The following is a 12,954-nucleotide window of genomic DNA, read 5'->3' as shown; positions in this document are numbered from 1 at the left end:
TAGATGGGCCTTAAGGTGCTGTTATGGCCCAGCCAGCTAAGAAGGTGTGTTGTAGTGCTTGTGGCCCTGCATCCCCTCGTTGCTTGCGTTGGTGTATTGCTTGACCCCTCCAAGAAGCACTCCGCCGCGGGTCTAAGCGGGGACTCACATCAACTGGAGGGGCCAAACATTGGAGCAGGAAGTCGAGACCTCGTCTCGGCCTCGGCCTTTGTGGTGTTTCCTGCGCCTCAGGAATTCTTCCTAGTAGGTTCCCCTTGGACTGCCCTCAAGTACTCCAGAGAGGCAGCCTGCGGGTTACTGCTGGGAACGGGCGCGATCAAGAGGGGTTGACTCCGGGCTCCGCGTGTCAACCGCGCCCCGGCCACCCCTCTGAAATATTCGTAGCTCCCCGAGTTCCCGTCCACCAGTGATCCCTTGGGGTCGGAATATCAACACCACCAGCAGCACGAGGCCGACCAGTACGAGGGAGGTGCCGGACGGCAATCCGGATAGCGCGGGCAGACTCTGCAGCGTTCGCAGGCCCTCCTGGATGACCGTAACGGTAAGAGTGCCGATTACGGCGCCCCAGATACTCGTCATTCCGCCGATAACCAACATGGCAAGCACCAGGAACGTGAGCTGCAGATAGAAGGAGTCGCTGGCGATCGCACCCAGTTGAGCGGCATACATTGCTCCCCCGGCTCCGGCGACCGCCGCGCTGACGACGAAGGAGACCAGGCGTTCACGGAAGACGTTCACGCCCAGGGCTTCGGCCGCGATGCGGTCCTCGCGCGTAGCACGCCCCAGCCGGCCCCGTCGGCTGAGCTGGAAGAGATAGGCGATGATGACGGCGATGATGGCGACTGCGGCTAGGCCGGGCAGTGAGGCCTGAATGGGGATTCCGTTAAGGGTTCCTGCTCCGCCTGTCACATTTTTCCAGTTGCGGATTACATCGCGGACGATCACCAGCATTGCGAGTGTGCCGATGCCGGCCGCGAGGCCGTGCAGGCGCATCAAGGGGACGCCGATCACGAAGGCCAAGAGCGAGGCCGCGGCAGCGGCAACAAGCACGCTGGCCCAGAACGGCAGCGATATCTCCTTAAGGAAGTCTGGGAGGTCTGGGAGGAGCATCGCCTTCGTGCCCGGAGTGATCGAGGTGAGGGCTCCGACGTACGCGCCGACTGCGACGAAGGCGACATGACCGAAGGACACAATGCCCGTGTTGCCGACGAAGATGTAGAGCCCGAGCACGAGGATGAGGTTGATCAGCCCGAACGACGCCATGGAAGTCAGTGCCTTCCCGCCCAGTGGCGAGATCAGCAGGGCCAGCAGGACGATCACGATGGGACCGCCCAGCGACAAGGTGGATCGTAGTGTGTGGTTCATTTTAGATTCGCTCACCAATCTGGTTTCCCTTGAACAGGCCCTGAGGACGGAACAGCAGGATGGCGATGACGAGGAGGTACATCAGCGAATCCCGGTAGACCGCGAGATCGGGGGGAAGAAAGGTCTGGAAGAAGGTCGAGATGAAACCGAGGATCAGGCCACCGACCGCCGCGCCCGGCAGGCTGCCGAGGCCGCCGACAATCATGGCGACGAAGGCGATGAGGACGGGGGCGACTCCGAACTGCGGAGTTAGTGAGCCCGTGCGGGCGATTAGCAGCACTCCGGCGACGCCGGCCGACAGGCCGCTCAACACAAAGGCTCCTACGATGACCCGATTGGCATTTACACCAAGCATCCGCGCCATTACGAAGTCTTCAGAGGCAGCCCGCAGCTGCAATCCGGAGCGCGTCCTGAGGAGGACGAACGAAAGCAGTGCCAGAAGTCCGACGGCCGCCCCGAGGGTGACGAGCGTGAGTTTCGATACGGCCAGCCCCAGGAACTGCACCTGCTCCGAGAGCTCGATCCCGAAGCCCGTCGCGTGAGGGGTTGGCCCGACGATCATCGTCATCAAGGCCTGAATGAACATACTGAGAGCGAAAGCGATGATGAGCAGGGTGGTTTGGTCGGTGCGGCGGGCCCATCGGAACACTCCGAACTCCATTGCCACAGCGATTACGACGGCGATGCCAATCGCCACCGCTACCGCGAGCTGCCAGCTGACGCTCGCGGAGAATACGACCGCATAGCCGGAGACCATGATGATGTCTCCGTGCGCGAAATTCATGATCCGGGCGACGCCAACGATCAGGGCCACGCCCAGCGCGATCACGGCGTACATTGCGCCCGTGGACAACGCTTCCAAAAGCGCTGTGAAAAAGACGTTCATTCGGATACGACCTCGCCTTGCGATGTGGAACTGGATTTGATGCTTCCCTTGTCAACCTCGGCCCACTGGTCCGCCATCGCCCTGGCCCGCTGGGCGTTCTGCTCCACGAGCACGATCGCGGTTCCCTCGTCGCGGAGTTCGGCTATGACCTTCAGGATCTCGGTCACCAGGTTCGGAGAGAGACCGATCGAGGGTTCGTCGATAACCATGAGGTCAGGTTTGCGAATGAGGGCGCGACCGAGCGCGAGCTGCTGCAGCTGTCCGCCGGACAGCAGGCCGGCCGGTTTCGTACGGTATTCGCCGAGCGCGGGGAAGCGAGCGACCACCTCGTCCAAGCCTGCCTTGAAGGCGGCGGAGCCCTTGGACTGGTGCGCCGCGATAAGCAAATTCTCCTGGACCGTCAGGGTCGTGAAAATGCGCCGACCTTCCGGAACGCAAGCGATGCCGAGGTTGCTGATGGCTTCGGGAGTCATACCGATGAGCTCATGGCCACCGTACGTGATCGATCCCGTCGTCTGCGCTCCGACAGTACCGCCGACGATCGACATCACCGTCGATGACTTCCCGGCACCGTTCGGGCCGTTCAGCGCCATGATCTCGCCCGGTCGGACCGTGAAGCTGAGGTTACGGACGGCTGTGACCGCACCGTAACGCACGCCGAGGTTGGCGACAATGAGTGTTTGTTTCATCATGATCCTAAATAGGCGTCGATTACGGCTTGGTCCGCGAGGACCTCCGTGGCTGTTCCCAACGCGATGGTGCGCCCGTTGGCGAGCACCTGGACGGCGGAGCACAGACCCGCGATGAACCGCATGTCGTGCTCGACGACGACGATCGCGCATCCGAACTCCGAGTTCACGCGCTTGAGGATCTCGAGGAGCTCATCTGTCTCACTCTCGTCCAGACCCGCGCACGGCTCGTCCAGAAGCAGTGCGGCTGGCTTCCCCGCCAGGGCGCGGGCTACGGAGATGAGGCGCTCGGTGCCGTACGGCACGCTGTCGGCATCCAGATCGGCGACCTCATCCAGCCCGAATCGTCCGATCAGTTCGGCCGCTCGCGCGTTCGCCTGCGCAGTGGCGGCGCCCCGCGCGAGGGCCCCGAGAGCGATGTTCTCCCGTACCGTGAGGCGGGGGAACAGACGCACGGACTGAAAGGTGCGGCCGATGCCGAGCCCGGCGGAGAGACGCGGCACGCCTCGTTTGACCGCACTGCCACCGGCGAACACTTCTCCGCTGGACTGGGAAACGAATCCGCTCAGTACGTTCAGCAACGTGGTCTTGCCGCTCCCATTAGGCCCGACCAGTCCGTGGATTGATCCCGGCTCGACCGTGAGATCAACTTCCGTGAGCACTTGTGCGGCGCCGAAACGCACGGTGATCCCGCGCGCTTCGATCGATTGGTTAACAGTCATAGTCTCGACTTTCCGGCAGAAAGGGGCGAGGTTTTGGACCCCGCCCCAATTCCGTCTCCTCAGGCGCCGTCCGTCAGGGCGACTTTGACCGTGGGGGTCAGCACGCCGACGGAAGCCGGCTTGCCATTGGTGAACTCGAGCATCTCCCACGCCATCGTCAGGGAAATATGGGTCTCAGCGTCGTAGCTGTAGTCACCGAGGCTCGTGGGAATCTTGTTAGATTCGAGGTAGTCCGCCAACTTCGACCCTTCCGTTGAACCGCCTGTTCCATTGACCCCGGCCTCAATCAGTTCCCCGATCACGGAGCCGAAAATCGCGTCTCCGCGGATTGGCTTCTCACCGTGGGTCTTTTTGTAGCTGGCGAAGAGCTCGTTGGCTCCTTCGACTTTCGAGTCGTCGAAGATCGACGCCGCAGCCGCAGCATAGAGCTTCGACACACCCGGTACGGACTCGGTCCAGTACGTCCCGTCAAAGGGGTCGCCCGTCAAAATGGGCAGGTCTACCCCGGAGGCACGAAGCTGGCGCAGGACGCTGGCACCGGCGGGCAGCACGCCGCAGAGCAGAACCGCGTCCGCACCACTGCTCTTGACCGTTTCGATCTGCGGTCCGAATGACGAATCAGTGTTCTGGTAAGTCGATGTTCCGGTGATCGTTCCGCCCGCGGCAGGAAAGTACTTACTGAAGGCCTTGCAGAGGCCCGACGTCGCGGCGATACCCTCATCGAGGACCAGTGCGACTTTTTTCCAGCCTTTCTTGAGTGCGAAGTCGGTGAGGACGGCGCTCTCCGTGGCAATGGAGCCGCGCGGCGTGAAGGCCAGGTCACCGATTCCTTGGACGCCGAATTTAGGCGACGCTGCGCATAGTGAGAATGAGAGCAACCCGGCCTGCTGAGCGACCGAGGCGGCCGGTCCGCCATAGTCGAAGTCGCAGCTGGCGACCACGATGTTGGCGCCTTCCTGGATCAACGACTGCGCGGCCGTGGCACCGCGGGCGATGTCGCTCTGCGTGTCCTGCTCGATGATTTTGACTTGGCGGCCGTTGAGGCCGCCCTTGGCATTGATATCATCCACCTTCATCTTGAGTGCGTTCAGGGGTGGCATGTCGTAGTCGGCCATTAATCCAGACATACCGACAGCAGCGCCGATGATGATGGGGTCCTTCGAACCGGTGCTGGAATCTCCGGCGCTGCCGCTGCATGCCGAGAGAGCGAGTGCGGACACTGCCAGCATCGCGGTGGCCACTAGGGGCTTCATGTTACGCATTTCATTCCTATCGCTGAGTGATATTGATAGTCCGGTGTTGATGTCAACCGGTGTGCCGCCGATGAATGATTAGTTAGTCTCATTTTTCAACCTGCGACTTTGGGCCACGTGAGGTAGCCACCCGGGTCGCCTCCGGCAGTTAGGTGCCTGCTGTAAAGGGGTCAGGGCAGGGGACCCGGTGAACAGGATGTGATCAGCGTCTCGTTACCAGATGTTGCTTGATCTAAAGATGACCGGTTCATGAACGGGCCACTACATCTCGCTCAGCGATTTCAATTATTTGAAGAAAACTACAAAGTCGCGTGATTGTGAACGCTTTATGGGCGTCTCGGCGTTGATAACGGGCAACATCTGAAGGGCTCGAGCGTCCGCGACCCGTCCAGGGTGAGGCCCAGGCCGGGTCGCACCCTTTATGCCTTAACAAACACAGGTGTCTGCTCATCAGTGGCCCGGGAGACTCGTCCCGTCAGCACTTATGGCGGTGCTGTTGTAGATACGCTCAGCGCCAGGCCCCAGCTCGTCGAAACACTGCGAACGGGGCGGGGCTCCGGCCGTAGGCGGCAAAGCATGCGCGAACTGCAGTAAAGCGGCGGTTAATGCCGCATCGGCCGGAGGCATTCCCACCTGGTGCGGGGTTGCTGCGTCGCCGCGCCTGGGCGACCCACACCGGCGAGTGTGCGCGGCGTGTTTTCCCCGAACAGAGTATGACCCCCTGATCGGACGGATCAGGGGGTCGCATGCGAAGGTCTTCAGGGTTAGGAGACGTGTGGTGAGATCAATTGCTTACCACGGAGAAGGCCAAGGACTACTGGACGCCCTGCGCCGCTCCCTCTGCCAGCCCGGCTCTCAGGGATAGAAGGTAGCGCCTCTGGATTTTGACCGAGCATCGTCCTTCGGATGCTCGTCAATAGTCTCCCTGGATGGCCACCACAGGGTCCCTGACCAGTTCCACGGCTCCTGTTTTTTCCACGTGCACAGGGCCCCCGGTATAAGCAGTTTCCCCACCCGGGCGACGGACACTGCAATGAACGGCGATTACGGCCCCCTCCCGAATTAACCGGGTGCTGGATGAGAGGAGCCTAGGGTGCTCTGGTGTATCCCAACCAATTCCGTGGCCAAAGTCGTACTCTTTGTTTGCCAACAGCCCATGCTTGTTCAGGACCTCATCCCCTGCTGCCACGGCATCAGCGACAGCTATGCCGGGAACAAGTTTGCGCATTACGGCGTTGCGCGCCTCACGGACGACTTGAACGGCACGTTCCTGGAAGGGAAGCGGATCCTGGGGCAGAACTGTGGCCTGAACGTGCGAAAAGTATCCACCATGCTGCATGTTCAGCTCCAAGCCAATCTCCTCGCCCGGTCGCAACCGATGTCCACAGGCCTCGCTGACAACTGCACCGGTTCCAATGCCGATGAGACAGTCCGCGCGGCTTGCGCCGTTGGCGCGGGCCAGCGCCTCCACCGCAGCCACAATTTCAAAGTCAGCCCGACCGATCCTTGCGGCCGGCCCCGCTGCCCGCAGCGCGGCATCTCCCACGTAAGCTGCTTTACGAAGCCCTGCAAGTCCCCCCGCTGTTTTGATTTCACGGAGGTCATCAAACCAGGGCGCCAAATCAACACTGCCAACACCGCGTTCCCGCAGCATTCGATCAAATACGACAGTTGTTTCGTCGACCGCGCTGTCCCCGAACAGCAGGCCCACATTCCTGGCTTTCTCCGGCAAAAGCACCTCCGGTGTCGTGGCGTGTCGTGCGATCAAGCCACTCTGTTGCCGGGCAACCGATACCTCGAAAGGGAACCGCACACCGAGGACGTCCAGGCCGACCACCGGAATCCATAAACTGGCAGAATTCGTGACGTACCCGGGAAAGTAGCCGGCCAGCCCCGTGAGCAGGTTGCGCCGCCACGAGTGGACAAGGACGCCGTCCAGGTTATTGTCGGCGGCATAATCCCTGACCTGCTCGCGCCGTTCCACAGCCTCCATCGTGCTATTGGACTCCGGTAGCCAGCTCGGGTGGGGATACGACGTTTCCACGGCGCTGCCCTCCTGCAGCACTAGGTGCTCAATGCTTTGATGCCTGCCGTTTCGCCACCATCGATGGGAATGGCAACGCCATTGACGTAACTTGCGCCCGGGCTAAGTAGCCATGAAACGACGCTGGCGATCTCAGAAGGCTCGGCGAGGCGGCCCTGAGGAATACGCGCTGTTGTTGCTTTGAGAAGTTCCGGGTTGGAACTTACCCGGGACATGATTCGCGTATTTACCTGTCCAGGGCAGACTGCATTGACACGAAGACCCGCTAATTCAAGAGCTAGTGAACGAGTAAGAGCGATGATCGCGCCTTTTGTGGCGCTGTATCCCGCCAGCCCTTCTTCACCAACCAAGCCTGCGACAGAGGCGACGTTGACAATGGATCCATTGCCAGCGCGCAAGGCTGGCAAAGCTGCCCGAGTAAAGCGGTAGACGCTGTCGAGGTTAACGCTCTGTAGCGACCGCCATGTATCTTCATCAAGATCATCGATGGTCACTCGGGCCGTACGCCCGGCATTGTTCACCAGGCCGGCCAACGCGCCTCCGCCCAGATCGGAAGCTGCCCTCACCGCGGCGGATATAGCAGCAGGATCTGTGACATCACAGGGGATGAAGGTACTGGCCGCCAGTTCGGCTGCTACCGCAGATCCGGCTTCTTCATCCCGGTCTATAAGTACAACGTGATGTCCCATTTCATGGATGGCATGTGCACAAGCCCTCCCAATCCCGTTTCCGGCCCCAGTCACAATAACGACAGTTGGACTACTCATTTCAATTCTCTCCTAGTGGCAATAGTGTGCATTGATTGCGTTTGCTCCGGCAGTGAGGATTACCTGGCTACATCAGGGCTTCGGTCGATGTTCGGCCAGCACTTCCAGGACGCGGTCGATGTCGGCGTGGTTGTTGAAGTAGTGAGCACCTATGCGCAGACGTGTTTCAGTGGCGGCGGCCTTGATGCCTCGTTCCCGCAATACATGTGGAAGTTCGGGTATGGCGGGGAATTCCAGCACGGCGATATGGCTTGGAAGGCCTTGCGCCGGAGAGCTGAAGCCAAGGTTTCTGGCACTGTCCACAAATCGCTGGACGAGGGTGCAGGTATGTTTTTCGACCTGTCCGCGATCGAGGCTGGCGTGGATTTTCAGGGCGGCGCAAGCACCTATCCAGGAAAACCATGCAGGGGAACTGTCGAGACGCATCGCGCTTGTGGCAAGTTTGTCCGGACCACCAAAATAGCCATGAGGCAGCGACGTCGATTTCCAGCCCGGGGCCAGCGGGACCAACTCGTCGGCGCGGTCTGGACGTATGACCAGCGCGGCAGTTCCGCGTGGGCACAGGAGCCACTTATAGCCGTGAAACGCCACATAATCAGCTCCGAGAGCTGCGTAATCCGTCGCCAGCGCGCCAAACGCCTGAGTGCAATCAACAAAGAGCCGGGCACCGACAGCATCAGCGGCTTCTTTCAGAGCAAACAGATCCAGGCGGACGCCGTCGCTGGAAAGCACCTCGCTCACGGCGACGAGAGAGGTATCGGCAGTGATGGCTTCGATCAGTGTTTGAGTGCTGTTCTTTCCTTGGGCAGCGGGGACGAGGGTCACCGGGTGCCGTCCAGACTCCAGCCTGAGGAAGGGGAAAAGGACGCTGCGATATTCCTTTTCCAGCATCACTATCCTCCCTGGAGGAATAACGCCGGCCACGGTAGCAGCCGCTTCCGAAACCGAGGTCATCAGGGCAACGTGTTGTTCGGAAACCCCCATCTGTGCCGCGATAAGGCTTCGTGCCTCCTGAGGAACGGAATCCCATTCGAGCCAGTCGAAATCGCCGGTGTTCCAATGGGCCAGAGTTTTAGTCAGGGCGGCAACAACGGGTTGCGCGCCAGGAGGGCACCCTGGGGTATCGAGCCACACACTCGTCGCGGTGGCGGGAAACATTTCACGGAACTCAGTATGAGAAATCGTGGCGTCTCCGTTCACCATCAGCTGCCGGGCTCCTGCGGAACCGCAACCCATCCCTCTATTTCGAATCGCAGTCCAGGCTTGGCCAATGCCGCGACCACGGCTAGGGAGTGACCGCAGTAGGCGTTGTCAGGGAACCAGCGTGCGAAGTATTCGTCTCGCGCCCGATAAAAGTCGGGCAAGTCATCCACGCCTACGGCGAACGTCAGCAGGCGAACGATATTTCTTGGAGTGGCCTTCAGTTCAGCCAGCAGTGCTTCAATGTTAGAGAAAATCAGGACGGCCTGGTCATAAGCGCCATCCGGTATGTCGCCGTCCGGAGAGGCGCCGACCTGGCCGGAAATAAATACCATCTGGGCCGCAGGATCAACGGGGGCTAGATGGCTGTACTTGCCGATGGGGGCCGCCAGCGTCGTGGGATTCCAGGGTGCTGAATGAGTCATAGAATTACCTCTTTCATTGTGATCTGCGGACCGCAGGCAGGAGCAATGACCTTCCCGTTCGTCCAAGGCTTGTAGTCAAGATGGCTGATCAGAGGAAGGTTTGGCTACCAGCGCGCAGGCAATTTAGCTTATTTGAAATCTTTCCTGGACTATCCCGCCGCGTGCGATACTGCGCGTGCGATACTGCAGACAGAGACCCGGCCAGCTCAACGCGGCGGACCCCCATATTTCAAATAATCAACATTTGGTGGGTTGCCATAGACCTCTGACCTCCAGTTCGCTTTCATGGTGAGAAAGGGCGCCCGACTCACGGGAGCCGGCGGCGCAGGAGGGAACGAACGAGTGACACAAAGAAGTTGCACCCCCCACGCCCCTGCACCAAGGCAGCTGCGAGGTCCTTGGTTGAGCAATATGAACAAGGGACGATCTCCCTCCTTTAAAGCTCGGCGTCAGGCCCACTTTCCTAAGGGGTTGGCATGAAGGTCACTGATCCTGAGAGTGGCTTCGACGAGGTTGGACTGGACCACGGTGAAGGAACGGTGCTGCAGACCCTGCTCCGTGGTCTCCAGGTCTTCGAAACAATCGCTGACCGAGGCGGTACAGCCACTGCAAAGAGTATTTCGAGGCAACTGGGAATTAAGCAGAGCACTTGTTACCACCTGCTGCGGACTCTCAAGTCGGAAGACTACATCGTTCGTCTTCCGGGCGGGCAGTTCGACGTCGGTCCTAGGGGCGCCGCCCTTGGAAAGGGAATTTCATCGCGAACGGGACCTGCGCCAGATATTTCCGCGATCCTTACTCGCCTACACAACAGGACAAGAGAGACTGTTTACGTCTGCGGGTGGTACCACGGCAGTATCCAGCGCCAGCAGGTCATAAGTGGTATGCACTCGTTGACAGTAAAGCATCTCGATGTCGGGTATGTGGGCAACATGCATGCCCGGGCGTCGTGTCAGGCAGTACTGGCCTATCTACCCGAAAACCAGGTGCGCACCATGTTTTCCGGGGTGGAACTGACCCAAATGACTCCCAACACACTAACTAGTTATGAGGCGCTGGAAAACGAGTTCTCTGCCATTCGGCGTCGGGGGTACGCCCTGGACTACGAGGCGTTCGAACCAGATATCTGTTGTGTTGCGGCGCCCTTCTTTGACGCCACCGGAGCCCCTGCTGGCTCGTTCACCGTGTCTGCACCTATCTCACGGTTTACACATTCACAGAATAATCTTGCCGACGCCGTGCGTGAAGCCGGTGGATTGGCAACCAACCTACTCAAAACCGGGCGCCTTAGCCTTCCAGCTGTGCCCATAGAGAATCCATCACGAGCGGCAAAGACACTCAGCACGAGCTGATGGTCGTTAGGTTCCCAGCGAACTAACCCCCGATGCGGCTCAACGATCCGGACCAATAGCAGTCCAGTTGAGTTATTCGTCTCTGTCCTTTGTTGGGCAGTGCCTGCTATCCCAGACTCTTGCACGACTAAGAAGGAGATACTCCATTGCCCAATCGACATTCCAACGATTCCACGGAAGCTGCGCTGGAGCAATTACATGCGATGCAGCGGATACGTGCCTTCGAAGAAGAAATTTACAGGCTAAAGATGACCGGCCCGGTTGTCGGTTCGGTCCATCTGTGTAACGGCCAGGAAGCCATCTATGTTGGTGCAACAGCGGCCCTGGATCTTCCGCGGGACCTTGTTTTCCCTACCTACAGAGGACATGGATGGGCGCTGGCCTGTGGCGCACCTCTGGAGGGGATGTTTGCTGAGCTAATGGGGCGCTCCACGGGGGTGAACGGCGGCCGCGGCGGCTCTGCCTACCTTTCCGTCCCCTCTGTCGGCATGATGGGAGAGAACTCTATCGTCGGAGCTGGTGCGCCCATTGCCGCCGGGGCTGCCCTGGCTGGACGCTTCGATGGCTCGAACAGAGTAACGGTCGCGGCATTTGGCGACGGAGCAGTCAACCAAGGCTCAGTTCACGAAGCGTTCAACTTCGCAGCGGCGATGAAACTACCCGTTGTCTTCATAGTCGAGAACAACCATTGGTCCGAGCTCACCCCCATCACCGCCACGACGGTTTCGGACCGGCTTTTCACCCGCGCGGCGGGATACGGAATGCCCGGGATCAGGATAGATGGAAACGATCCCGATCTGGTTCAACAGAGCGTGGCCCATGCTGTCGAGGCGGCACGAGCTGGAGAGGGGCCAACTTTGATAGAAGCCATGACCGATCGTCTTGTCGGGCATTACATCGGAGATGCGCAGGTGTACCGGGCAGACGGAGAGTTGGACAGGGCGCTGGAACGTGAACCAATAAAGAGATTGAGCGACGCCCTTACAGCATCCGGCGTTGATCCACAGCGGATTGCCGACACCCTGTCGCGCGCGAACACCGAAGTCCAGCTGGCCAGCGAAGCTGCGCAGCAAAGCCCCCTTGCCGACCCCCAGACCGCCTTGGAGCACCTCTATGCCTGAAATCATCAAGAAGAATCTGACCTATGCCGAGTCTGTAAACCGCGCACTGGATAGAGCCCTAAATGAGGACCCGACCACCCTCCTGTTCGGCGAAGATGTTGCCATCCCGGGTGGAGTATTTGGTGTCACCAAAGGGCTGCAGAAGAAGTTTGGCGAGCGAGTGTTCGATACGCCAATTTCAGAAGCGGCCATCTTGGGAGGCGCCGTCGGTGCCGCCATCATGGGTCGCCGCCCAATAGTCGAGATCATGTGGGCCGACTTCGCCCTTGTGGCCTTCGACCAGCTCGTCAACCAGGCAGCTAACGTTCGCTACATCAACCGAGGAGAACTGACTGCACCCATAACAGTGCGGACTCAGCAGGGAAGCGGGCCAGGTGCTTGTGCCCAGCATTCACAGAACCTAGAAGCTCTTTTCGCACACATCCCCGGCTTGCAGGTTTGCATGCCAACTACACCTCAGGACGCCTATGACCTCCTTCTGACCAGCATTGCGAGCGACGACCCGACCATTGTCATTGAAAACAGGAACCTTTATCACGGGACTAAGACGCCCGTGAATCTAGGAGGACCCATTGCTCCTATCGGAGGTGCAGTGACAAGGAGAGAGGGCACTGATCTAACGATTGCCACTTGGGGATCAATCCAAACCGCCGCTCTTGAAGCCGCCGAGGAACTTGAACAAGAGGGGATCTCTGTAGAAGTCATCGATATGCGATGGATCCGTCCTTTGGACGTGGACGCCGTCGTCCAAAGCATTGCCAAAACCGGACACCTCATCGTCCTCCACGAGGCGCACCAGTTCGGTGGTCTAGGAGCAGAACTGGTGGCATCCGTTGTCGAACGGAACGCTCCACTTCAGAGCGCCCCGGTCAGAATAGCCACCCCAGATGCCCGGATTCCTGCTGCCCCTTCCCTGCTATCTGCAATCATTCCCGGCCGCGCTGAAGTGGTAAAAACTGTGCGCGATGTCTTGAGCAAGAAGCTTCAGGCTGTCTGAGCAGACGACCGAAATCGAAAGCAGAAGATGGAAACGTCAGTCCTAATGCCCTCCGTGGGAACGAATTCCTCTCAAGGATCGGTCACGTCCTGGCTCCACAGCGATGGAGCTTACGTCCATATCTGGGACCCGT

Annotated in this window: 12 protein-coding genes; 3 read left to right on the top strand and 9 right to left on the bottom strand. The window is 59.7% G+C overall.

The window, feature by feature from the left end; translation table 11 throughout:
- Positions 1–294: 294 nt before the first annotated feature.
- The 9 genes from ACZY1F_RS17220 to ACZY1F_RS17180 all read right to left on the bottom strand — a co-directional run bounded on the left by ACZY1F_RS17220 (position 295) and on the right by ACZY1F_RS17180 (position 9,351).
- Complete coding sequence (locus ACZY1F_RS17220; protein WP_463943325.1) at positions 295–1,365, bottom strand: branched-chain amino acid ABC transporter permease; 1,071 nt, start codon at positions 1,363–1,365, stop codon at positions 295–297.
- A gap of 1 nt (position 1,366) precedes the next feature.
- Positions 1,367–2,251, bottom strand: a complete 885-nt coding sequence (locus ACZY1F_RS17215; RefSeq protein WP_463943323.1) for a branched-chain amino acid ABC transporter permease — start codon at positions 2,249–2,251, stop codon at positions 1,367–1,369.
- Positions 2,248–2,943, bottom strand: a complete 696-nt coding sequence (locus ACZY1F_RS17210; protein WP_463943321.1) for an ABC transporter ATP-binding protein — start codon at positions 2,941–2,943, stop codon at positions 2,248–2,250. The genes ACZY1F_RS17215 and ACZY1F_RS17210 overlap by 4 nt, the downstream gene beginning before the upstream one ends.
- Complete coding sequence (locus tag ACZY1F_RS17205; RefSeq protein WP_463943319.1) at positions 2,940–3,662, bottom strand: ABC transporter ATP-binding protein; 723 nt, start codon at positions 3,660–3,662, stop codon at positions 2,940–2,942. The genes ACZY1F_RS17210 and ACZY1F_RS17205 overlap by 4 nt, the downstream gene beginning before the upstream one ends.
- A 59-nt stretch (positions 3,663–3,721) precedes the next feature.
- Positions 3,722–4,924: an ABC transporter substrate-binding protein gene (locus ACZY1F_RS17200; RefSeq protein WP_463943317.1), complete on the bottom strand. Its 1,203-nt coding sequence runs from the start codon at positions 4,922–4,924 to the stop codon at positions 3,722–3,724.
- A gap of 904 nt (positions 4,925–5,828) precedes the next feature.
- A complete protein-coding gene (locus ACZY1F_RS17195; protein ID WP_463943315.1) occupies positions 5,829–6,908 on the bottom strand; it encodes a M24 family metallopeptidase in 1,080 nt (359 codons plus the stop codon).
- Between the two features lie 71 nt (positions 6,909–6,979).
- Entirely contained in the window at positions 6,980–7,726 is a 747-nt protein-coding gene (locus tag ACZY1F_RS17190; RefSeq protein ID WP_463943313.1) for an SDR family NAD(P)-dependent oxidoreductase, read from the bottom strand.
- A gap of 72 nt (positions 7,727–7,798) precedes the next feature.
- Positions 7,799–8,929: an aminotransferase class V-fold PLP-dependent enzyme gene (locus tag ACZY1F_RS17185; protein ID WP_463943312.1), complete on the bottom strand. Its 1,131-nt coding sequence runs from the start codon at positions 8,927–8,929 to the stop codon at positions 7,799–7,801.
- Positions 8,929–9,351, bottom strand: coding sequence for a RidA family protein (locus ACZY1F_RS17180; RefSeq protein WP_463943311.1), 423 nt, complete (start codon positions 9,349–9,351; stop codon positions 8,929–8,931). Before ACZY1F_RS17180 ends, ACZY1F_RS17185 begins: the two co-directional genes overlap by 1 nt.
- Before the next feature lie 476 nt (positions 9,352–9,827).
- Here ACZY1F_RS17180 and ACZY1F_RS17175 point away from each other — a divergent pair, with 476 nt between their 5' ends.
- From ACZY1F_RS17175 to ACZY1F_RS17165, 3 genes are all read left to right on the top strand, one after another.
- Positions 9,828–10,703 carry an IclR family transcriptional regulator gene (locus ACZY1F_RS17175; RefSeq protein ID WP_463943309.1) on the top strand — a complete coding sequence of 292 codons (876 nt, stop codon included), beginning with the start codon at positions 9,828–9,830 and terminating at the stop codon, positions 10,701–10,703.
- 146 nt (positions 10,704–10,849) lie between these two features.
- Positions 10,850–11,824, top strand: a complete 975-nt coding sequence (locus ACZY1F_RS17170; protein WP_463943307.1) for a thiamine pyrophosphate-dependent dehydrogenase E1 component subunit alpha — start codon at positions 10,850–10,852, stop codon at positions 11,822–11,824.
- Positions 11,817–12,821: an alpha-ketoacid dehydrogenase subunit beta gene (locus ACZY1F_RS17165; protein ID WP_463943305.1), complete on the top strand. Its 1,005-nt coding sequence runs from the start codon at positions 11,817–11,819 to the stop codon at positions 12,819–12,821. Before ACZY1F_RS17170 ends, ACZY1F_RS17165 begins: the two co-directional genes overlap by 8 nt.
- Positions 12,822–12,954 lie beyond the last annotated feature (133 nt).

Source organism: Pseudarthrobacter xylosi, assembly GCF_055412765.1.
This window is presented reverse-complemented; position numbering and strand designations above follow the sequence as displayed.